The 22,207-nt window shown below is 60.2% G+C and carries 14 protein-coding genes; 3 read left to right on the forward strand and 11 right to left on the reverse strand.

Annotated elements, in window-relative coordinates:
- Window positions 1-20 precede the first annotated feature (20 nt).
- Window positions 21-302, forward strand: a complete 282-nt coding sequence (gene ppiC / locus OJ965_RS20240; protein ID WP_009088412.1) for a peptidylprolyl isomerase PpiC — start codon at window positions 21-23, stop codon at window positions 300-302.
- Here the strand turns inward: ppiC and OJ965_RS20245 are convergent, their stop codons facing one another.
- Window positions 303-2,363, reverse strand: coding sequence for an AsmA family protein (locus OJ965_RS20245; protein WP_265137643.1), 2,061 nt, complete (start codon window positions 2,361-2,363; stop codon window positions 303-305).
- A 63-nt stretch (window positions 2,364-2,426) separates the two neighbouring features.
- Entirely contained in the window at window positions 2,427-3,200 is a 774-nt protein-coding gene (pdeH, locus tag OJ965_RS20250; RefSeq protein WP_265137645.1) for a cyclic-guanylate-specific phosphodiesterase, read from the reverse strand.
- 280 nt (window positions 3,201-3,480) lie between these two features.
- Between pdeH and kdgK the strand changes: the two genes are divergently transcribed.
- Window positions 3,481-4,413, forward strand: a complete 933-nt coding sequence (gene kdgK / locus OJ965_RS20255) for a 2-dehydro-3-deoxygluconokinase (RefSeq protein ID WP_009088407.1) — start codon at window positions 3,481-3,483, stop codon at window positions 4,411-4,413.
- On the opposite strand, the gene msbA is transcribed toward kdgK, so the two are convergent.
- The gene (gene msbA / locus OJ965_RS20260; RefSeq protein WP_419721784.1) at window positions 4,385-6,148 is read right to left on the reverse strand and encodes a lipid A ABC transporter ATP-binding protein/permease MsbA; all 1,764 of its coding nucleotides are present in this window, start codon (window positions 6,146-6,148) and stop codon (window positions 4,385-4,387) included. The two genes, kdgK and msbA, sit on opposite strands and share 29 nt — an antisense overlap.
- Window positions 6,149-6,637: 489 nt before the next feature.
- On the opposite strand from msbA, the gene OJ965_RS20265 reads away from it, so the two are divergent.
- On the forward strand, window positions 6,638-7,510 hold the full coding sequence (locus tag OJ965_RS20265; protein WP_009088404.1) for an alpha/beta hydrolase: 873 nt from the start codon (window positions 6,638-6,640) through the stop codon (window positions 7,508-7,510).
- 2 nt (window positions 7,511-7,512) lie between these two features.
- Here OJ965_RS20265 and OJ965_RS20270 read toward each other — a convergent pair whose 3' ends face one another.
- The 8 genes from OJ965_RS20270 to bcsR all read right to left on the reverse strand — a co-directional run bounded on the left by OJ965_RS20270 (window position 7,513) and on the right by bcsR (window position 22,166).
- The gene (locus OJ965_RS20270; RefSeq protein WP_009088402.1) at window positions 7,513-9,006 is read right to left on the reverse strand and encodes a M16 family metallopeptidase; all 1,494 of its coding nucleotides are present in this window, start codon (window positions 9,004-9,006) and stop codon (window positions 7,513-7,515) included.
- Window positions 9,007-9,252: 246 nt separating this feature from the next.
- Window positions 9,253-10,542: a dicarboxylate/amino acid:cation symporter gene (locus tag OJ965_RS20275; RefSeq protein WP_009088401.1), complete on the reverse strand. Its 1,290-nt coding sequence runs from the start codon at window positions 10,540-10,542 to the stop codon at window positions 9,253-9,255.
- Between the two features lie 225 nt (window positions 10,543-10,767).
- A complete protein-coding gene (gene hmsP, locus OJ965_RS20280) occupies window positions 10,768-12,774 on the reverse strand; it encodes a biofilm formation regulator HmsP (RefSeq protein WP_265137650.1) in 2,007 nt (668 codons plus the stop codon).
- Between the two features lie 117 nt (window positions 12,775-12,891).
- On the reverse strand, window positions 12,892-16,359 hold the full coding sequence (gene bcsC, locus OJ965_RS20285) for a cellulose synthase complex outer membrane protein BcsC (RefSeq protein ID WP_265137651.1): 3,468 nt from the start codon (window positions 16,357-16,359) through the stop codon (window positions 12,892-12,894).
- A complete protein-coding gene (gene bcsB / locus OJ965_RS20290) occupies window positions 16,352-18,643 on the reverse strand; it encodes a cellulose biosynthesis cyclic di-GMP-binding regulatory protein BcsB (RefSeq protein ID WP_033736125.1) in 2,292 nt (763 codons plus the stop codon). The genes bcsC and bcsB overlap by 8 nt, the downstream gene beginning before the upstream one ends.
- Window positions 18,644-18,652: 9 nt before the next feature.
- Window positions 18,653-21,247 carry a UDP-forming cellulose synthase catalytic subunit gene (bcsA, locus tag OJ965_RS20295; protein ID WP_009088393.1) on the reverse strand — a complete coding sequence of 865 codons (2,595 nt, stop codon included), beginning with the start codon at window positions 21,245-21,247 and terminating at the stop codon, window positions 18,653-18,655.
- Window positions 21,244-21,969: a cellulose biosynthesis protein BcsQ gene (bcsQ, locus tag OJ965_RS20300; RefSeq protein WP_265137652.1), complete on the reverse strand. Its 726-nt coding sequence runs from the start codon at window positions 21,967-21,969 to the stop codon at window positions 21,244-21,246. Before bcsQ ends, bcsA begins: the two co-directional genes overlap by 4 nt.
- Window positions 21,969-22,166, reverse strand: a complete 198-nt coding sequence (gene bcsR / locus OJ965_RS20305; protein WP_009088390.1) for a cellulose biosynthesis protein BcsR — start codon at window positions 22,164-22,166, stop codon at window positions 21,969-21,971. The genes bcsQ and bcsR overlap by 1 nt, the downstream gene beginning before the upstream one ends.
- Window positions 22,167-22,207 lie beyond the last annotated feature (41 nt).

Here is a 22,207-nt window from a genome sequence, read left to right on the forward strand (position 1 = left end):
TACACAACCGAGATACCAACATGGCGAAAACCGCGGCGGCTTTACACATCCTGGTCAAAGAGGAAGCGCTGGCAAAAGAGATTCTGGCGAAACTGGCGAAGGGCGGCAATTTCCAGCAGCTGGCGAAGAAGCATTCGACCTGTCCTTCCGGCCGTAAGGGGGGCGATCTGGGCGAGTTTCGGCAGGGACAGATGGTACCGGCCTTTGATAAAGCGGTCTTTACCTGCCCGTTGCTGACGCCTTACGGGCCGGTAAAGACCGGCTTTGGTTATCACATTATCAAAGTGCTCTACCGCAACTAGTTACTTCTTCTGCTTCATCTGCTGCAGAACGTTGCTGCACTGGTTGTCTTCGTTGTCGCTGGGGGAGATCAGTGCCAGCAGCGCCGCTGCCGGCCCCACGACCGCACCCAGCGCCACGGCAGCGGCCCCACGGGCCAGCAGTGGCCCCGCTTTCACGCCCGCATCCGGATTCTTAAAGGTGCCGCGCACGTAGAGCGGAGAGCGCAGCGTGACGATGCGGACACCTTTACTCTCCGGATTGATCGACAGGTCCAGTCGCTCACTGGCGAAGTTGGCGTTCCCTGACACATTGATAATCGCGTTCTCGGTATCAAACACAAACAGGTTCGGCGTCGCCAGACCATTCTGCAGTCTGATATCGGTGGCCGCGCAGTTGATGCGCACCTGATCGTCGCCAAAGAGTTTGCCGACCACGTAGTTACCCACGTTAAGTCCGGCGATCTCCATCAGATTGCGGCTGATCAGCCCGTCATTCATCAGCAGCTTCAGCTGACCGTTGCTGGTCGCCAGCAGGTCGGCGACCGAGTTGCCGGTGCCGGTAAAGCTGGCATCACCGTTGAGCTGACCCAGGCTGTTCTTCATCGCCTGCACATCCGGGAACAGCTGACGCAAACGCAGCTTGCGTGCATGCAGGTCAACCCGGCCACGCATCGGTGAGCGATCGCCCTCCAGCCGGATAGTGCTGTTGAGATTGCCGCCCGCGATACCAAAGCGCAGCGGGTCCAGCAGCAGATCGCCGTTTTTGAGCTGTAAGTGGGTATAGAGATCGCTCAGCGGCAGTGAGTTGCTGTGTTCGATACGTTTGCCGCTGAACTTCACGTCGGCATCCATCACATCCCAGCTTTTGGTTTCAAACCTGTCGTGCGGCAGCACACGGTCAGCAGGCTGATTCGATTTCTCACCGCGCCGGGCTTTGGCCTGGGCGGTCTTCTCACTCCCTTTGCCGGAGTTCACACCAATCAGCGGCCCCAGATCGGCCATGCGCAGTTGCTCAGAGGTGAGTTCCCCGGTGAGGGTGGGACGCGGTTTGCCCTGGGTGTAGATCAGCGAGCCATGAATGTCGCTGTCGCCGATATGACCGTTAAATTTCTCATAGCGGTAGACCGCGCCCTTTTCGCCGCTGAATTTCGCGATCAGATGGCCGTCCGTTTCATAAGGCGGGGTATCAGGCAGCAGAACGCCGGTCAGGCCATAGAGGTTCGCCAGCGTATCGCCGGAGAAACGCAGACGCACATTCAGTCCGCCCAGGTTCATCGGGTCCTGCACGCCCCCGGTTACCTGAACCCGCGTGGTGCCGTTTCGCACATCGGCCTGCACCGGGAAAGGGGTGTTCTGGCTGCGCAGCGAGAGCATGCCGCCAATCTTACCTTCACCGCTGAGCTTTTCATTGTTGTAGGTGCCACTGGCCTGCCAGCCAAAGACGAAGTCTCCCGCGCCCTTCTGCTGGTCGTCACCGCCGGCAATCTGCGCATAGGGCACCGGTTTGCCCAGCGGATTCACCTGTACCGTGACATCGGCGCGGTTAACCGCATCGCGATAGCGGATTTGCCCCTGATCAAACAGGATATTATCCAGCCGGAAGGACCAGGCCGAAGGCGAGCTGTCCTTGTCATCCTTGTCACTACCGGCGAGATCGAACGTCCAGTTATTCTTTTTATCCGCCGTCTGAATCAGGCGCGCATCGGGTCGCTGCAGCTTAATCCACGGGATGAAAAGCTCTTTGTGCAGCAGCGACAGCGGTGCCAGCGTCGCGTCGGCCCGCTGCAGATGGACCATGGTGACATCAGGAATACCGGGCGGGTTACCCAGCATGATATCTTCGGCGTGTATCTGCGGCCACGGCACCCAGCGCCGCCAGCCCGACTCGTCGCGATGGCGCACCCAGTCGATCCCCAGATCCCCGCGGATGGCAAAAGGACGATTGAGTTCGGTTGAGACTTTCTGATTGATGGTGGGCTTCAGGCGGTTCCAGTCAAATGTCGCGATCACCACAATAATCACCACAATCAACAACACCAGAATGCCTGCAACCCAACTGACGATTTTCCCGGTACGCGACATGTCGCTTTCTCCTTGCTCTTTCACGGCCTGCGTTAAAGATAGTCGAGACGGCGGGCAACGGCATCAGGGAAGCTGGAGAGTCAGATGATTCAGTTCAGAAAATGGGACAGGCCGCGAAAAGTAGTAGCCCTGAGCCGCGATGGCCGGGGAACCCCTGACCTGCTGCCACTGCTCTTCCGTTTCCACGCCCTCGACAATCACACCGTTGCAGTAGCGATTGATGAGCGCCAGCAGCATCGAAAAGAGGCTGCGCCCTTCATCAGAACTGCCCAGCAGAATAAACAGGTCGCGCGACAGCTTGATGTAGTCATATTTCAGTTCGGTCAGCGCGGAGAAATTGGCCATGCCAGAACCAAAATCATCCAGCCACAGCGGGCCCAGTTCCGGGATCTTAGCGACTCTCTCCGCCTGTGGCAGCGCATGATGCTCTGTCAGCTCAAAGCGGATCCAGGGCAGGCGAGCGATCAGGCGACGAATGGCGGGCCGGTGCTGAATAGAGAGCAGCGAGGGGCCATCGATGTTGACCGACGCGACCACACCGTTGCGCTCGAAGAAGGCGGACCACTGCGTCAGCAGTTCCAGCTGCTCATAGATCACATTGAGGCGCTGGACGATATCGAGCCCGGCAAACCAGGCCTCGGGTGACAGATTCCGTTCCGGCTGGGCAGGATGAGAAACGGCGGTCAGCAGTTCAATGGCGAGTAACCGACCGGTTACCCGATAGATAGGCTGGAACCGATAACGCCGCTGGCACTGTTGCCAGAAGAGCGGGGTTTCCGTTTGATAATCAGGGTCAATTGAAGACGGCAGCCATTGACTAATACTCTCCATCACCATGGTGTTTTCCTGGTTGATAATATGTCCCCAAAACGGGTGACGCAGCTGCGATTATCGTGAGTGTCTGTGGTAAAGAGATGAACGACCCGGCCACAAAAAGGGAAAGTCTATCAGCTGCGTCGCCCGCATAATCGGTAAAAAAAGCCGAAATTAGCGCCTCTTATCCGCCAGATTAGCCCTCTCCTGCACCTTAAGCTAAATCAAAACAGCGTTTTAAAAGCGTTGACGACTGCCATACCAGACGCGAGACTGAACACTCTTTCACTACGGGTTGCAAACCATGACGCAGAAGAAAATTGCCATTATCGGCGAATGCATGATTGAGCTGTCGGAAAAGGGTGAGAACATCAAACGGGGTTTTGGCGGCGATACGCTGAACACGGCGGTTTATCTCGCCCGCCAGGTGGATGAGCAGCAGTTACGGGTCGATTACGTCACGGCGCTGGGGACGGATTCGTTCAGCGATCAGATGATAACCGCCTGGCAGCAGGAGAAGGTCAACACCGGCCTGATTCAGCGTCTCGATAATAAAATGCCAGGCCTGTATGTGATTGAAACCGATGCGGAGGGCGAGCGCACCTTCTGGTACTGGCGCAGCGACGCCGCGGCCCGCTACTGGCTCGACAGCCCGCAGTCAGAGGCGATCGCCGACCAGCTGGCGCACTATGACTATCTTTACCTCAGCGGCATCAGTCTGGCGATTCTGCCCGCTGCCAGCCGGGAAAAACTGATGCAGCTTCTGGCCCGCTGCCGGGCAGAGGGCGGCAGGGTGATTTTCGATAATAACTATCGTCCGCGTTTATGGGCCGATCGGGCCAGTGCGCAGAGCGCGTATCGCGCCATGCTCAGCTGTACCGATATCGCCTTTCTCACCCTGGATGATGAACATCTGCTGTGGGGCGAGCAGCCGCTGGAGGAGGTTATCGCGCGAACCCGCGAAGCAGGTGCCAGTGAAATTGTGATTAAACGGGGTGCGGAGGCCTGCCTGGTCGCCACGGGTGATGCGCCGCTGATTGAGGTGCCTGCGGTCCGGCTGGCGAAGGAGAAGGTGGTGGATACGACGGCCGCGGGCGATTCGTTCAGCGCCGGATATCTGGCGCGCCGCCTGACCGGCGCATCGGCTGAAGCCGCCGCACAACGCGGGCATCTGATCGCCAGCACGGTGATTCAGCATCGTGGCGCGATTATTCCGGCAGAGGCGATGCCTGACTGAACTGCATCTGATAAAGCCGGGCATAAGCGCCGTTCTGCTGCAGCAGCAGCTGATGCGAGCCGCGCTCAACGATCCGGCCCTCTTCGATAAGCAGGATCTCATCGGCTTTCTCAATGGTTGAGAGCCGGTGCGCAATAATCAGCGTGGTGCGGTTCTGCTGCAGCGTCTCCAGCGCAGACTGAATCGCCCGTTCTGAGCCGGTATCGAGGGCCGAGGTTGCTTCGTCGAGGATCAGAACGGGACTGTCGCGCAACAGGGCGCGGGCAATGGCAATGCGCTGGCGCTGTCCACCCGACAGCAGCACCCCATTCTCCCCAATCATCGTATCCAGCCCGTTCTCCATCTTATTGATGAATTCCATGGCATGAGCCATCTGCGCCGCCTGTTCGACCGCGGCGCGGCTGAAGAGATCACGACGGGCATAGGCGATATTGTTGGCGATGGTGTCATTGAACAGATGAACATGCTGAGAGACCAGCGCCATCTGCTCGCGCAGCGAGGCCAGGGTGTAGTCACGCAGGTCGTGCCCATCCAGCAAAATTTCGCCGCTGTCGATATCGTAAAAACGCGTGAGCAGGCTGGCGAGGGTCGATTTACCTGAGCCGGAACGGCCCACCAGGGCGACCGTTTTCCCGGCCGGTATATCAATATTGATTGCGTTCAGGGCCGGCGTTTCCGAACCGGGATAGGTGAAGCTGACGTTGCGGAACGCGATATGACCGGCGGCGCGTCCGATAACGCGGGTGCCCTCATCTTTTTCCTGCTCAGTATCCAGAATCGCAAACAGTGTCTGGCAGGCGGCCATGCCGCGCTGGAACTGCGCATTGACGCTGGTCAGGGACTTTAACGGACGCATTAGCATCAGCATGGCGGAAAAGACCGCGCTGAGGGTGCCCGCCGTCAGCGTCGTCATTACCGACGGAAAACTGGCCGCATAGAGCACAAAAGCCAGTGCGAAAGAGGCGATTAACTGGATAAGCGGATCGGACAACGCGGTCGCCGACACCATTTTCATCCCCTGGCGACGCATCCTGTTGCTGACCTGCCCAAACCGCTCTGTCTCCACCCGCTGACCGCCGAACATCAGCACCTCTTTATGCCCTTTCAGCATCTGCTCAGCATGGGAGGTGACCTGCCCCATGGTGTCCTGCATGTTCCTGCTGATACGGCGAAAGCGCCGGGAGACGAGGCGGATCGCCAGCGACACCACGGGCGCCAGCACCAGCAGGATCAGGGAAAGCTGCCAGCTGTAGTAAAACATCATGACAAACAGGCCAAGGATAGAGGCACCTTCACGCACCACCGTGACCAGCGAGCCGGAAGAGGCGGAGGCGACCTGCTCGCAATCGTAGCTGATGCGGGAGAGCAGCGTGCCGGTTGATTGCTGATCAAAGAACGCCACCGGCATCCCCATCATATGGCTGAAGAGACGACGGCGCAGGCTCATCACCACTTTACCGGAGACCCAGGAGATACAGTAACCGGAGATATAGCCGCTGACGCCGCGGATCAGGATCAGCCCGATAATCACCAGCGGCATCCACAGCAGCATCCCCGTATGCCGCCTGCCCATCACATCGTCCAGCAGGCTTTTCAGCAATGTCAGCATAAACGGGTCTATGGCGGCGTTGACGATGAGGGCTATCCCGGCGACCACCAGGCCCAGCCTGAAGGGTGAAATGGTGGGCCACAGTCGCGTAAACGTCTGTCTGGCAGAGAGTGTGGGTTCAGACATGGCATGCATCTTACCGTTGTGTAGAAACGGATGATGATATGTTAAACCGTATCAACCAACCGGAAACTGCCCTGTCGCCAGGAATCATAAACAGTCTCAAATGAGACTGGTACTTCTCCCCTGCCTCCAGGCCCGGATCTGGCGGGGATAAAATCATTATCGCCTCTTAAGCGCCCGCAGTGTGATATCCGGTAAATTGCGGCTAGTAAAGCGGGCCATGCCACTCATTTCCCTTACGCTGAAAAATTGTGGTTAATCGCACAGGCGACCCGGCCACCCCCTTCAATCAGACTTATAATTTATTGAATAAAATTAGCCAGTTATAACCACCCGGGCGCCACCAGGCATAGTCCGAATCTGCCCGATTCGGCCCTTTTCGGATGGACGTTCGCCGTAAAAAAGACCATCTTTTAATCAACAACAGCAGGACGCTGTGCTCTCCGGCCGTGAACAAAACAACTAAAATATTCTCCGCATCAGGACCTATTTATGCACACAGAAATCATTAATATCTGGCCACACGGTGATGCGCCAGGTGCCAGCGATTCGCGGGCACAGCCGCAGATCGTCGATATGGCAAAAGAGTATGAGCCTTACGATCGCGCCGCCACCGGTGTACGTTGCCCGGAGATGGCGATCTGGCATCCGGTCGAATCCAACGGGATCACCCTGCTGGTCGCGCCAGGCGGAGGTTATCAGCGTGTGATGATCGACCGTGAAGGCAGCGCCCTGGCGACCTTCTTCACCTCAATGGGCTATACCCTGGCGGTCATGACCTACCGCCTGCCCTATGATGGTCATCATGAAGGCCCCGATGCGCCGCTGGCCGATGCACAGCGCGCCGTGCGTGTGCTGCGTGAACGGGCGCAGCGCGGCCTGAATGGAAAGTACATTGTGATGATGGGCTTTTCGGCGGGTGGCCACGTCGCGGCCAGCCTGGGCACACGCTTCGCGGAAAAACTCTATCCGGTGCAGGATGGCGCAGAAAACTTCTCACCTCGCCCGGATGCGATGATCCTGGTCTATCCGCTGATCAGCATGCGTGATGGCATTGCCCATGAAGGCGCCCGAACCCGCCTGCTGGGTGCCTGGCCCGATCAGAAAACGATTGAGGCCTACTCCCTGGAAACCCGGGTTCACCCACTGGTGCCGCCAACGCTGTTGATCCACGCCGCCGACGACGAAGCCGTTTCGGTGAATCACAGCATGGCGTTTTTCAGTGCGTTGCGGGAGCATAAGGTCCCGGCAGAGGTGCATTTCTATCAAAAAGGCGGGCACGGATTCGGTATCCGCGGTGTGGCAGATTTGCCCCTCGCCAGCTGGCCGATGTTAGTGACCGAGTGGCTCAGGGCAAAGACCTGATCTTAAGCCGCAGGCGGCACGTCTTTGACGTTGCTGTCCGGCGGCGTGGCTTCATTGCTGGCCGCCGGTGCCGCTGACGGTGCCATCACTTTGTCCCAGCTGTTTTGCAGGCTTTTCACGTTGGTTTCCGCTTCGCCTTCCGGCTGGATCAGAACCATCATCAGTTCCTGGGTCAGCTGCTGGCGCAGCTCCTGGTTTAACTGCTCGCGGGTCAGACCCGCCAGGAAGGCCTGCCGCAGCTTCTGATACTGCTCAGGCGCAATATCGACCACGGCGTTCTGCTGGGAGCGCAGCCGCTGGCTCATCAGCACATCGGTGTCGGTGCGGGCATAGGTGGTGAACAGCTTATTCAGCTCCAGCAGCTTCTGCGCCATCAGCGCATCAAACTCCTCCTGCGGTAAGCCTTTATCGCGCACGTTAGCCAGCTCGCGAGCCACCAGATTCATATTCTGCGCCAGACTGTCGTTGCGTCCATCCAGATTGATCGAGCACTGCGCACGCTGATAGAGCACGCGGCAGTCAAATCCCACCTGTATGCCCTGCGCTTTGCTGTCACTGAGCGCGCGCTGAACGTGCCAGAACAGCGCTTCACGGGCCAGATCGCCCTGCCAGTAACGCTGCAGATTCTGCGAGTCACGAATCGGCTGCCACGGCGTATCCCACACCAGTGAGAGGCGATCCTGCGTCATGTTGCTGCTGACCAGATTCACCGGCTCGTGCGGCAGCGGGGAGAGGGTGGGCAGTGGCGCAGGTGTTTCGCGTTTGCCGGTCAGTGCCGAGAAGGTTTTGTTGATCTGCTCAGAGAGGTTGCGGCTGTCGACATTGCCGACCACGTAGAGCGTCATCGCATCCGGGGTGTACCACTGATGATAAAAGTCGTTGAGCTGGGTTAAATCAACCGGGGCGCGTGGCTGCGCCGCAGGATCGTGCGCCAGCAGCGCCGAGCCTTTCAGGCGGTAGCGCCACCAGACATCCTGCGTATCTTTCGGCCAGGTGGCGACCGGATCGGAGGCCGTCAGCGCGGTGCTCACCACCTGTTCGGTAATCGCCATATTGCCCGCCGTGGCCGCCAGCCAGTTCAGCGCTTCTTTCAGCAGCTCAGGGCGGTTGTTCGGCAGGCTCAGATTATATTGGGTGGAATCATAAGAGGCGATGACGGGCGGCAGGGGGCGCTGAGGATCCATCGCCTGCTGCCATAGCGCGCGCTGCTGCTGGGTGTCGAGCGCGGTGTTGTGCACCATGGCCAGACGCGACAGCAGATGGCTGAAGCCGGTCTGTTGCGCACTCTCCACCAGTGAGCCGGTGTTGACCACCAGCCGCAGTTCGATGCGGTCACTGGGGCGTTGCGGTGTGGCCAGTAACTGCCAGTTAAATCCGTTATCCAGCTTGCCTTCCTGCCAGGCCGGATCCGGTTGCAGCGTTTCTGCCTGGAGACCATAGCTGCTTGCTGCCAGCACTAATCCACCAACCAAAAGCCGAATTCTGGTGCCCTGCATGTGAACCCCTACTCAAATAATTCAAATATCGTTATCACTGGCGCGACGTGCCGCTGTTATTAACGAATCGGCTGGCGCCGAATCGCGCTGTTATCCAACAACAACGTGTTTGACCACAGGAAGTTCAGGATGTCGCGCAACGAAGTGAAAAACGTCAAAAAAAACAAGTGGGGTTTATTATGCAAATGCCCGCTGTCAGGGCAAGCGACAGCGGGCATTTGAGGGGATTTAAGTGAAATTCAATGATTAAACTGAAGATTCGGACGCTTTGTTCTCTTTATTCCGGCCGGCGAGCGTGTCATTGAGCTGTTTGTGATCCAGCTGGTCTACCCATTTCGCCACCACCACGGTCGCCACACCGTTTCCGATCAGGTTAGTCAGCGCACGCGCTTCGGACATAAAGCGGTCGATACCCAGAATCAGCGCCAGACCCGCCACCGGCAGATGGCCGACCGCCGAGAGCGTCGCCGCCAGCACGATAAATCCACTGCCGGTCACCCCTGCCGCGCCCTTCGAGGAGAGCAGCAGTACCACCAGCAGCGTGATCTGATGGAAAATATCCATGTGGGCATTGGTCGCCTGGGCAATAAACACCGCCGCCATGGTCAGATAAATCGAGGTGCCGTCGAGGTTAAAGGAGTAACCGGTGGGGATCACCAGCCCGACCACAGACTTCTTACAGCCCAGCTTCTCCATCTTATCCAGCATGCGCGGCAGCGCTGACTCGGACGAGGAGGTGCCCAGCACAATCAGCAGCTCCTCTTTGATATAGGCGATGAACTTAAAGATGCTGAATCCGGCAAACAGACGCGCAATCAGCCCCAGCACAATCACCACAAACAGCACACAGGTGATATAGAAGCAGACGATCAGCTGGCCGAGCTGCACCAGTGACCCCACGCCATATTTACCGATCGTGAACGCCATCGCGCCGAAGGCGCCTATCGGTGCCAGACGCATGATCATGTTGATGATGCCGAAAATGACTTTCGAGAAGCTCTCAATCACGTTGAAGATCAGCGTGCCGGTGTTACCCAGACGATGCAGGGCAAAACCAAACAGAATGGCAAACAGCAGCACCTGCAGGATGTTGCCGCTGGCAAAGGCGCCAATCACGCTGTTAGGGATGACATCCAGCAGGAAGGCGACGATGCCCTGCTGTTCCGCCTGCTGCGCATAGACCGCCACCGCTTTGGCATCCAGGGTGGCGGGATCAACGTTCATTCCCGCACCTGGCTGCACCACGTTAACCACGATCAGACCAATGATCAGCGCGATGGTACTGACAATTTCAAAATAGAGCAGCGCGACAGCGCCGGTGCGCCCGACGGCTTTCATGCTTTCCATACCGGCGATGCCGGTCACCACGGTACAGAAGATGACCGGGGCGATAATCATCTTGATTAACTTAACAAAGCCATCGCCCAGCGGCTTCATCTGGGTCCCCAGTTCCGGGTAAAAATGGCCTAACAAAACGCCGATGCCAATCGCCATCAGCACCTGGAAATAAAGGCTTTTAAAAAGTGAGGTTTTCATAAACAGGTGTCCACTAACGCCGTGAGGTGATGTTGTCGGATTCGTTATTGTGACTGGCGGGCAACAGAGGTGGCGCCTGACAGTAACCCGAAAATAACACTGTGTTTACGTGATTAATACAGGGCGACAAACCCCCAGGAAATGTCAGGATCGTAATTCTGAACTGAAACGCTTCAGCAAGGGGTTTTGTAACTAAAATTCTCGCAAAATCAATGAATCAGGCAATTATTGCGGCAGTGAGGAGTTTTCTATCCAGGCCTGATTGAATCGGGTCAGAGGCAGCGCTTCCGCGTAGAGGTAGCCCTGCCCGATGTGAATGCCGCGCGCCAGCAGCCAGTCACGCTGCTCCGCGGTTTCCACGCCCTCGGCAATCACCTCAAGGTGGATAATCTCGGCGATAGCCGCCACGATGCAGACCATGGTGTCGTCATCCGGCAGTGCCGCCACAAAGCTGCGGTCCATCTTCAGCTTGTTGACCGGCAACGCTTTCAGCTGATGCAGATAGTTGAGATTGGAGTAGCCCATGCCGAAATCATCCAGCGCCACCGCCACCCCGGCCTGCTGCAACAGTCGCAGCATCGCTATCGCCTGTTCTGCATCATCCAGATGCGCCGTTTCGGTCACTTCCAGCACAAAAGTGCCAGGGGCGATGCGGTGACGGGTCAGCAGAGACTGCAGATGGGAGACCACGCCCGTATCGCGCAACTGTACCGCAGAGATATTCACGCTCAGCGGCAGCATCATGCCCTGCCGCTGCCAGCCAGCCAGAATGCGGCACGCCTCTTCAAACACCCAGCGTCCCACTGCGCTAATCACGCCTATCTCTTCGGCGCTGGCGATAAACTCTTCCGTCAGGCCGTAACTGCCATCCGGCTGGCGCATACGCAGCAGCGCTTCCGCGCCCGCCAGTGCCCCGGTGCGCATATCGACCTGCGGTTGCAGGTAGAGAGCAAACTGCTCATCGTACAGACCCTGCAGAATGTCATGCTCCTGGGTCAGGCGTTTCTGTGCGCGCTCGGTCAGCGCGGCGTCAAAGAAGAGGATCTGATTTTTGCCCTGATGACGGGCCGACATCATCGCCGAGATCGCCCTGTCCAGCAGTTCACTGGCGCTCAGCGGCTGATCGTCGCGCAGCGCCAGACCGATGCTGACGTTAGGGCGCAGCTGAAGCTGGTGCAGGCTGACCGGCTGATTAAGGCGAATCATCAGATTGCGCGCCAGACGCAGGGCGCGGAACGGATTACTGGCGCGCTTCATCAGCAGGACAAAATCGCTGACGCCGGTCTGCGCCAGCAGGGTGTGGTCATCCAGCGTATGGCGGATCTTCTCCACCAGCGTCAGCATCAGCGTGTCGCGCTGCTCATCGCTGAGTATGCCGTTGGCTTCCTGCAAGGTTTCAATGCGGATCACCATCAGACCCAGCGACCGTTCAGGATTGCACATGAACTGTTCGACCAGCGCCAGGAACAGGGTGCGGTTGGGCAGGTCGGTGACCGGGAAGTGGGTGGTCAGCCGGCTCATCTCATCATGAATCGACTCCAGCACCTGCTGATTGCGGTTGTAGCTGCGCACCAGCATGCCGATCTCGTCATCGTGATGACTTTGCGGCAGGGAGAGTTTATGGGTCAGAATCGCCTGCGGCGGCAGCTCCTGCAGCTCGCGCGAGAGATGACGCAGGGGATGGACGACCAGCCGGTTGATGCACCAGCTGATCGCCACGGAGAGGATCAGCGCCAGCAGCAGATAGGTGATGATCATGGTCGAGAGCGTGCTGAGAATAAACTGGTAGACGCGCGTTGAGTTCGCCTGCAGCACCAGATAGGCCAGCGGTTTTGGCATTCTGGTATTTTCTATCGAGTAGAGCGGCAGCGTAATCTGCACCGGCAGCTCAAACAGGCGGGCCACCAGACGCGGCACCGGTTTTTCCGTCTCAAAGTCAGCATGCAGCGCCTGAAACGCATTGGGCAGCACCACATCGGCGCGCGACAGGATACCGGCCGGTTTCAGAGAGTGAAGAATGTGTTCGGCCCGGGGGATGTCGGCCCGCAGCACCGCTTCCGACAGCGGCTGACGAACGGTGTGGGCGATATTCTCCATCTGCTGGGCGTAGTCAATCCTGCGCTGCTGCACAAAATGAAACAGTTGGATGACGATAAAAATACTGATGGTGATAACCGCAACCAGCGAAACCGTCGCCATCTGCTTTATCGTAAGTGACCGGCTTACGCGCAAAAAATTCTCTCCTGACGATGAAAAAAGCCCAGATAGCAGACAGTACAATGCCAGCCAGTATATCCCATAAACTGACTTTTTTACCGTCTGAAAAGTCCGGCTTTTTCCCGGTCAGGATTATTTAAAATCCGCGTAAGGGGTCAGCGGCTGTGGCGGCATATCCAGGTCCCCTTCCCAGCCACCGGCAGCATAGCGCACATAAAGCAGACCATGACTCGGGGTGTAATCCTTCGCCTGCTGGATATCCACACCGGCACCGATAAACCAGTTCGACGTCAGCCGTCGCTCAATCACTGCCTGCAGCGTATAGCCGGTACCGCCGCCGGAACTGCTGGCAGAAGAGGGGTTACTGGCAAGGGTATAGCCCGGATTAACCGGATAGCGCTGCTGGGCATGGGTTTGCGAATGGGACCAGGAGACAGAGCCGCCCAGATCAAACGACCAGTTCTCTGTCCGCTGCCGCCAGGTGACCGGCACGGAAAAAGAGAGATACTGCTGCGGGCTGTAGTAGCCGCCCTGGCCGAAGGTGTAATCGCTGAGATCCTTCTGATAGTGCCAGAGCATGCTGTTCAGCCCGACGGTCGCCCGGCGGTTGTCGCTGTTGATGAGCTTATAGTAATAGCCGCCCATCAGGCGCTCGCGGCTGTTATCGGCAACATTTTTTCCGGTGATCTGATGCGCACTGATGTCGCCCCAGACGCCATGCGCGCCGCCCTGATCGTAACTCAGCCCGATGCTGCCGCCGGTGGCCACTACGCCGCCCCAGCTTTTGCCGCCGCTGGCTGCGGGATCGCGCGTCCCGGCATAGGAGAGCAGCGAACTGGCGATCGGCCTGCGTGAGGCCGTCAGTGTGACGCCGAGCTGTTTCACATCGGTTTTCCAGCTCAGGCCGCCGGTCCAGTTCGTGACTTCAAAACCCAGCGGCGTGGTACCGAGGTCAGCGGACCAGGTCGCGTTATGCCAGCCCGCGGCCAGCGCCGTCCCGCTATCGCGCTGGCGGTTGTCACGATTACAGCCGCCAGAATTGGCATCGTCGCAGCTGCCAAACAGGGCGTCGATGCTGCCGTTCCGGGTGGTAAAGGTGCCTGCGGAGACATCGACCCGATCAAGACGGAAAAAGCCCCGGCCATCGGCAAACGGATGTTCCGCCTGCAGCATGGTGGTGTGCGCCGTAAAATCGGAGATGCCGCCGGTGCCGCTGTTGCGTGAATAGTCCTGCTGCACCGTGAGCGTGGTCTGCTGCTGACGGTAGAGATCGGCCGTGTCGCTGCGCAGGCTGCGCTTCAGCCAGTCATCCTGGGGATCGTTGCGGGTTGCGCGGCTGATATTGCCACTGCTCGCGATGCCGCTGGCCGTCATCGCCTGACGATAGTCTGCCAGTGCCTGTTCAGGCTGCTGCTGCGCCCCTTCCAGCCGTGCCGCGTCACGATAGACCAGCGCTTTATCCTGCGAAGGGGGCAGCGAGGCGGCACGCTGTTTCAGATTGGTCAACAGCGCCGCGGCCCGCGTGGTTTCACCGACCGCCTGCCACGCCAGCGCCGCGCGGCGATCCGCATTCAGCGTGCTCTGCTGCGGCGGCAGCGTCTCCAGCGACTGACGGGCTTCGCCGTTGCGCTGCAGCGCCACCAGCGCCTCAATCCGTCCCAGCGCCGCATCGCGGTTGTCCGCCTGGCGCGACAGTACCTGCTGATACCCCTGCAGCGCCTGCTGCGCGTCCCCCCGCGCCAGTGCCCAGTCGGCCAGGGTCAGATCGCGGCGGCTGGAATCCGGCTGCTGCCGAAGCAGCGCGATTGCGGCAGGCTCATCGCCCGCCTCGCGCAGGGCATCGGCCTCGGCAAAGCGCTGATCCTGCGTCAGGCGGTCAGCCAGCTGGCGCATATCGCTGCTCCATTGTGCTTCCGGCAGACGATGCAGCGTGGCGCTGGCCTCAGCGGCGTTATCGTTGCCCGAGAACCAGAGGGCGGCGGCGTAGAGCGCGGTGCTATCCTGCGGGTGCTGCTGCGCCACGCCGCGCATCACCGCCTCCGCCTGCTGCGCACGACCGCTGTTACGCAGCGCACCCGCCAGCCGGTAGCTGAGCCAGACGTCATCCGGCGTCAGCGCCAGTGCCTGGCGATAGCGATCGGTGGCCTGGGGCCAGCGCCCCTGCTGCGCCAGCGCATCGGCCTCCGCGCGCAGGCTGTCGCTGCGCAGCGTGCGAATCGTGTCGGCCAGAGCGCGCTGCTGGTCGGCGGGCAGCGTATCGATAAATGCCATCTCGCGGGCGGGCGATACCGTCCGGTAAAATCCTGCCAGCCGCCGCACCGCGGTGATATTGGTGCCATCCAGCCGGCGCGCTTTTTGCCAGAACCGTTCAGCGCCCGGGGCATCGTTGCGCGCCATCGCCACATCACCCAGACCAATCAGGGCGTAGCTGTCGCTGCTGTCATAGATTTGCGCCGCGCGGTAGGCCTTTTCAGCCCCGTCGATATCGTGCTGCGCCAGCGCTTTATCGCCCTGCTCAATCGCCAGCCAGTAACGACTGGTCTGCAGCAGCGACTGCCATTTGCCAATCAGCGTGCTCTGCTGACCCGCCTGAATCGCGCGCTCCAGCCAGCGAATGGCCACCTCACGATGGCCCGCGCGGGCCTGAATCTGCCCCATTGCGCCCATCAGTTCGGCATCACCGGGATTGCTCTTCAGCGCCCGTTCAAGGGCGCGCATGGCGCTGTCATCGTTACCGGCATCGACCCGCGCCAGCGCCTGCATCCGGTCACGATAGGCGGGATCGGCCAGCTGGCTCTGCTGCTTCGATAACGCGTCCACACCCTGCTGATGAGGCTCGCCGTCGGTAAATACCGCCAGATAGGCCTTCAGCTGCGCCACGCTGCTGTCGCTGACCGGCTGGTCAGTGATCTGCTGCAGCCAGAGGTCAGCGGCGGCCTCACGCCCGCCGCCGCGCTCCGCCAGCCGCTTCAGCTGTGTAATTGCCTGCTCCGGCTGCTGACGCGCAAAGGCCATGCGGGCGATCTGTAATCCGACCCCGACGTTGCCAGGATAGCGCTGCTCCAGCACCTGAAGCTGCTGCCAGGCCAGATCCTCCTGGCCGGGAAGGCGCGCCACCAGCCGCCAGTACTCCAGGGCAATATTGGGATCGGGGAAGACGCCGTTAAACAGGGCATCGTAGGCGCTTTTCGCCTCCGCCAGTCGTCCTGAAGTGGCAAGCAGCCGCGCCTGCTGCAGTTGCTGCCGTCCGTCAGACGACATCATGCGCAGGCCGGCGGCAGATTCCCGCGCCGCTGCGGAGTCGGGCGCCAGCCGGTTGAGCTGATCCAGCAGGGTCTGTGCGGTGGTGAGATCGCCCTGATGCAGCGCCAGTCGCAGACGCGCCGCCAGCACCTGGGGATTCTCCGGGTCAATCTTCTCCAGCCGGTAGAGCGACTGCTGCACCAGCTCATACTTGTTGGTCGATTCGCCGATGCGCACCTGGGTCAGCAGCCAGTCAACCGGTGAAACCTGCGGACCGGCGACAGGCGCAGCCTGCCCCGGCAGCGCACCCAGCAGGCCGATCAGCACACCTGCCCGCAGCAGAAGCGACTTATTCATCTTCATCATCAAGCAGACGGCGGCGCGAGATAAGACGCATCAGACGCCAGACCAGCATGGCAAACAGCACCACGACACCCACCGAGCAGAGCGCCAGCCAGAAAGGATGGGTAGCCAGCGCAGCCCAGAGCCGCTCCCACCAAGGGAGGTGGCCCACATAGTAGGTCTCGCCGACACGCAGACTGTTCACACCCGACTCACGGACAATTGCCGTAGAGCCTGAGATGGCCGCACGTTTGCCGCTGTCAGCCAGCGCCTCATCGAGCAGCTGCCAGCTGCGCGGACTGCCATCGGCGAGCAGCGCAACCACACTGCGCTGATCGTAGAACGGCGACTGGAAACCAATCACGGTGGCCAGCGGACCCCGGGAGCCGATGGCGGTGGTGCTTTCTGCGCTGCGTTCCGCCTCGCTGAGGGTCTGAGCCGGCAGAGATGCCCGTCGCGCCGGGGTTTTCAGCCAGCTGGCGGTGGCGTCAACCAGCGCGCTGATCCGGCGGTCGTCCTGAAGATCTTTGGGGATGTCGCCGATCAGCAGTAGATCCGCGTCCTGCTTCTGCGCCGTGCGCCAGTCGTCGGTAAGCTGCACGCGCAGCGCCGGATACCCGGTCTGCGCGCCGATATTGCCCACCGCATTCAGCAGGGTAGCGACCTGCTGCGCATCCGGATCCGGCTGAACCAGCACCAGCGTCTGGGAGAGATCGGCGTAGCGGCTGAACGGGAAGCCGGCATTCGCCCAGGTCTGCAGCGACGGCATTTCGATGTAGTGGCGATATCCGGAGAAGTCGATGCTGGAGTTGTCGTCCACCACCACATGATTGCTCACCGGGGTGACGGTTTCGCAGCGTCCGTCCGCCGTGCCCCCCATAAAGGTGGTGGCATAGTCGAAATCGAAACGCAGCTGATTCATCACGCCCAGACGGAGCGCCGGGATTTTCAGCTCATGACTCTTATCTGTCGTTCCCTGCAGCAGGGGAAGGTGCAGCAGCTGCTGTCCGGCCGTGTTTTTCGGCTGCAGCGGGTAGTCCTGAATGAACTGATTGTTCAGGTTGACCGCCAGCCTGGAGCCGTCCGGCTGGGTGGGCGAGGTGTAACGATAGTTCAGATCCATATCGATACCGCGCGCCCGCACCAGGAAGAGATCGGGTGGCAGATTCAGCGTCAGGCTGATCGGATTAGGCTGCAGACCGTCAGACTGCAACTGATTTTCATATTGCGTCAGCTCGGCAAAGGTCGTGCGGCGATCGGTGCGTACCCAGTTTGGCGCATCATAAGGCTGGCGCGGGGCCAGCAGCGTGACGCGGTCAATGGTGGAGGTATCGCCCCGCAGCAGTAACTCGCCCTGCGCAATGCCCTGCACGGCCGTCAGCAGGTCGTCGTCGTTGCGGCCCAGAATCAGCAGCATTTTCTCATAGGGATTGTCAGGCTGACTGACGATCTCTACGGTCGGTTTGCTCACCGGCGGCAGATCTTTCAGGAATGCCGGGCGCGCATCGTTGGTGGCAAACACCACCGCGTGCTGTTGCTGCGGCAGCTGGTTGTAGAGGACCGGGAAGCGCTGGCCGCGCCAGGCGGCTTTGCTGCCAAACCAGGAGGCGAGGATGGCGGCAGCCCGCTGCTGCGCGACATCGGGCTGGGCGGCAAACACCATCGGCAGGGTCAGCGGCCGCGTGTCGCGCGCATCAAAGAAAGGCTCCGGGAAGTGTGACAGGTCGTTTTTCAGCGGCAGCTTTTGCAGCGTCAGATCCAGGCTGCTGGCTTTACCGATATCGAGCCAGATGGTGCTGTTGGCCGGGTTTTCACAGATGTTGGCGTAGTGACCGACCAGCTCAAAGCGGACGCGGTTAAAATCGGCGATAAACCGGGGGTCCAGCGCAAGCTGCGTCTGATTCTCTTTGCCGATCTGCTCCGGCGTCAGGGTAATCAGGCTCACCAGCTCATCGTTGAGATAGATCTTCAGCTGAGACAGGGTCGGCAGCAGCGCAGGCGATGGCCGATAGCTGAGGTTCAGCATAGCACTCGTGACGACTTCGTCGCTGCGCACCCCAAACTCAATCTGCCCGGTGGTGCGCGTTCCGCGCAGCGTCATGCTGCCTGGCGGCGGTGCCAGCTTAGCAAAGCTCAGCTGGCTGTTTCGCAGCGGCGCAGCCGACGGCTGCGGCACGGCCTGCTGCGCCGTCTCTCCGGCCGCGCTGACCGGTGCATTTTCCTCTGCTGCAGCGCAGCTTAATGTTGCGGAACCCAGCAACAGCGCAGCGACCCACCTGTTTATTCTCGTTGTCGTCATATCATCAACTCAATGCAGATTTTTTGAGGCGGGCACGCGTCCGATGCCTTGCGGCAACAGCGAAGCCAGCCAGCTTACCCCAGCGGTAAGCAGGTTAAACAACCGACGTAACTGCGGCGGACCATATTCCGCCAGGCGCAGATAACCTTTGAAGCCGAGGATCATGATATCGGTGAGGCTCTGCACCGGTTTATCTTCCGGGAAACCGTCCTGCCACAACGCCCAGGTATCGGCACGGGCGAAGGTACACTGGATAAAATCGATGTGCTGCCGGGTGGTCAGGGACTCAAGGCGAACGCCCGCCCGACGGCCAAAGACGCGCTGCACCGTACAGGGGAAGCTGAACTCCTGCTGACCGCGACGCAGCAGCAGCCAGACCTTTTCATCCTCCCGCAACGCATCCGGCTCGCGCAGCTCCAGACCCACCCCGCCATCGGAGTAGTCCCGCAGCGTACAGGGCAGCATGTGGCCGTTTTCGCGCGCAATGGCGGCAGGCATCGCAATCTCCACGCGATGGGCCTCGCGGATCTGCCGGGCTTCAACCGAGACCGCCACCGCGCCCCCCAGAATCACCATGTTGTAGATGACCCACACCAGGCTGACCCACACCGTTAACACCTCGTTGGCCGGGCCGTGCTGCATGCGCCAGAACGCCATCCCTACCCCCGCCAGGTTAAGCAACACCAGCAGCATATAAGGCCGGGTGATGACCCAGTCCAGATGCCGCTTCTCCACCAGCCCGCCTTTGGCGGTGACGTTAAACTTGCCTTTGTGGGGATTGATCAGCGCAACGGTGGTGGGCAGTGCGATATACCACGCCAGCACCGTTTCGTAGACTTCACTCCAGAACGAGTGCCGCCAGCGCCCCTGAATACGCGAGTTGGTCAGGCTAGTGTGCAGCATGTGGGGCAGCACATAGACCGCGATCGCCAGCGCGGGCGCGTAGATGATGTAGGCGTGGCAGAGCAGAAACGCCAGCGGAGCCAGCAGGAAGATCAGCCGCGGAATGCCGGAGAGAAAGTGCAGCATGGCGTTGGCATAACAGAGTCGCTGCACCCACTTAAGCCCTTTACCGAACAGGGGGTTATCCAGACGGAAGATCTGCACCATGCCGCGTGCCCAGCGGATTCGCTGTCCGATATGCGCCGACAGGCTCTCGGTCGCCAGTCCGGCGGCCTGAGGAATACGAATATAGGCCGAGGTGTAACCCAGCCGGTGCAGGCGCAGCGAGGTATGCGCATCTTCCGTTACGGTTTCGACCGCGATGCCGCCAATCTCCTCCAGCGCGGTGCGGCGCAGAATGGCGCAGGAGCCGCAGAAGAAGGTCGCATCCCAGGTATCGTTGCCATCCTGAACCAGGCCGTAAAAGAGTGATCCCTCATTCGGCGTGCGGCGAAAACGGCCCAGATTGCGCTCAAACGGATCGGGCGAAAAGAAGTGGTGCGGCGTCTGCAGCATGGCCAGCCGGGGATCTTTGATAAACCAGCCCATGGTCATCTGCAAAAAGGCGCGCGTCGGCACATGGTCGCAGTCAAAGATCGACACGAAGTCGCTGCGGCAGTGCTTTTTCAGCGCATGGTTGATGTTGCCCGCTTTGGCGTGTTCATTCGAGGGACGCACCACATAGTTAACGCCAATGCTGGCGGCGAACGCGCGAAATTCGGGCCGGTTGCCATCATCCAGCAGATAGATGTTAAGCCGATCTTTCGGCCAGTCGATACCCAGCGCGGCGTAAAGCGTCGGCCTGACCACGCTGAGCGGTTCGTTATAGGTCGGAACCAGCAGATCCACCGACGGCCACAGCGCACGATCGGCAGGCATCGAAACCGGCTGACGGTTGAGCGGCCATAGCGTCTGGAAATAGCCCAGCACCAGCACCACCCAGGCATAGGTTTCGGCGGCGATCAGCAGCAGACCCAGCACCAGGCTGAGCGGGTCATCCCAGTTGAGTGTCGAGGTGTAACGCCACCAGAGATAGCGGCAGGATACGGTCAGCGACAGGACGATCAGCATCATGGTCGGTAAGCGACCCGGCACGCGCCGCACCACCATCGCCAGACTCCAGAGCAGCAGCACAAAGATAAACTGCGTCAGCAGGTCAAAGGGCTGGCTGATACAGAGCAGCGCCAGTACCGACGCGATCACGCCCATTCCGGCCAGGAGAGCGTAACGCAGCAGGGGCGGCAGTCTCTTCAGCCGTTTTTCCGCCCGCGCGCCCAGCCCCTGCGCCTCTGCCTGCCTGCCACGCCTGTCGAGCCAGCGATAGACCCGCTGCCGCCAGCCAGCCAGCGTGGCGAAGCCGTTCACGCGGCGGCGGCCATCACCCGGCAGGATAAACACCAGCCAGAGCGTCTGGATCAGATAGCGCACAGGATCAAGCGGCTGCGGGCGTTCGGGCGAAATATGCGGATAGAGGCGGCGGCGCTGCTGAATAATCTGCTGCCAGCCCGGTGCCTCCAGCCGCAACAGCGTCACCGCCAGCCCGCACCAGAAGAGATGCAGCGCGCTGGCGAAGCGGGATGCTCCGTTGTTCCGGGCGGTGCTGTAGCGACGCTGCAACGCCAGCCAGGCGGGTCGGGTCAGCAGCCAGCGCAGCGGGTTCATACGCGATCGCCTTTCAGATGAAGCAGCAGCCAGTTCGCCAGGGTGGTGAGCTCTTCGCTGACCAGCGCGTGGGGCCGGTATTCTCCGACCGGCTGCTTCATCATCAGCGCTTCTGACAGCGCTTCATCACGGTGGATCAGCAGCGGGATCAGCGGATTCAGCGACGCCATCCAGAGCTGATGCAGATCCTGCTGCAGGCGGCTGTTGGCGTTGAACTGGTTGATCAGAAAACGGGTCGCCGCAGGAAAGCGTTGCTGACTCAGGCGCAAATGGCAGTTCGCATCGGGCGTAATGACGCCGAGCAGGCCATCCAGCTGCGCATAGAGCGCTGTATGCCACGGCGCGCTTTCGGCGGGCAGATCAAAAATTATCCAGCCGTAGCGCCCCCGCAGCGCCGGTAACGCCGCCAGCAGCGGGGCAGCAATCGTGCTGTCCTGAACCGCAGCGGAGGCGGAAGCGGAGAGCTGACCATAGGGGAGCAGATCCGGCCCCTGCGGATAGCGTTGGGCGCTCTGCAGCCAGTCGCCGCCGTGACACAGCGCCTGCATCCAGCCCTGCTCCGCCTGCACCGGCAGATTAAAATGCATGCCGAGCTGGCTGACCGGCGAGCCGTCAATCAGCAGAACCTGTTCACCCAGTGCCGACAGCGCCCAGCCGAGGCCCGCGCAGAGAGAGGAGGTGCCGACACCGCCCCGGATGCCCTGAAGTGCCATCAGCGCCATCAGCGATGCGGCTCCGGCTGTGCGGCAACGGTTTCGGTTAATAATGGCCAGCGCGATACGATCTCTGCCAGCCGTTCTTCGCGGGCAATATCGATATAACGGAACGCGTGCAGAGAAAAGGCGTCACGCAGTGCGCTGATATCATCCTGAGGTCCACCCTCAACGGCGACCGGCGTATAAACATTCGGGTTTGTCATTATTTTTCGCCACGAATAAACAGTGTCGGATTGAGGACAGT

It is taken from the genome of Pantoea anthophila (assembly GCF_026104315.1).
Classification (GTDB): domain Bacteria; phylum Pseudomonadota; class Gammaproteobacteria; order Enterobacterales; family Enterobacteriaceae; genus Pantoea; species Pantoea anthophila.

Coding starts and splice junctions, on each gene's coding strand:
- OJ965_RS20265 (WP_009088404.1), top strand. CDS start 6,638: ATGCACACAGAAATCATTAATATCTGGCCACACGGTGATGCGCCAGGT.
- ppiC (WP_009088412.1), top strand. CDS start 21: ATGGCGAAAACCGCGGCGGCTTTACACATCCTGGTCAAAGAGGAAGCG.
- bcsQ (WP_265137652.1), bottom strand. CDS start 21,969: ATGGCGCTGATGGCACTTCAGGGCATCCGGGGCGGTGTCGGCACCTCC.
- pdeH (WP_265137645.1), bottom strand. CDS start 3,200: ATGGTGATGGAGAGTATTAGTCAATGGCTGCCGTCTTCAATTGACCCT.
- msbA (WP_419721784.1), bottom strand. CDS start 6,148: ATGTCTGAACCCACACTCTCTGCCAGACAGACGTTTACGCGACTGTGG.
- bcsB (WP_033736125.1), bottom strand. CDS start 18,643: ATGACGACAACGAGAATAAACAGGTGGGTCGCTGCGCTGTTGCTGGGT.
- bcsR (WP_009088390.1), bottom strand. CDS start 22,166: ATGACAAACCCGAATGTTTATACGCCGGTCGCCGTTGAGGGTGGACCT.
- OJ965_RS20275 (WP_009088401.1), bottom strand. CDS start 10,542: ATGAAAACCTCACTTTTTAAAAGCCTTTATTTCCAGGTGCTGATGGCG.
- OJ965_RS20245 (WP_265137643.1), bottom strand. CDS start 2,363: ATGTCGCGTACCGGGAAAATCGTCAGTTGGGTTGCAGGCATTCTGGTG.
- bcsC (WP_265137651.1), bottom strand. CDS start 16,359: ATGAATAAGTCGCTTCTGCTGCGGGCAGGTGTGCTGATCGGCCTGCTG.
- OJ965_RS20270 (WP_009088402.1), bottom strand. CDS start 9,006: ATGCAGGGCACCAGAATTCGGCTTTTGGTTGGTGGATTAGTGCTGGCA.
- bcsA (WP_009088393.1), bottom strand. CDS start 21,247: ATGAACCCGCTGCGCTGGCTGCTGACCCGACCCGCCTGGCTGGCGTTG.
- kdgK (WP_009088407.1), top strand. CDS start 3,481: ATGACGCAGAAGAAAATTGCCATTATCGGCGAATGCATGATTGAGCTG.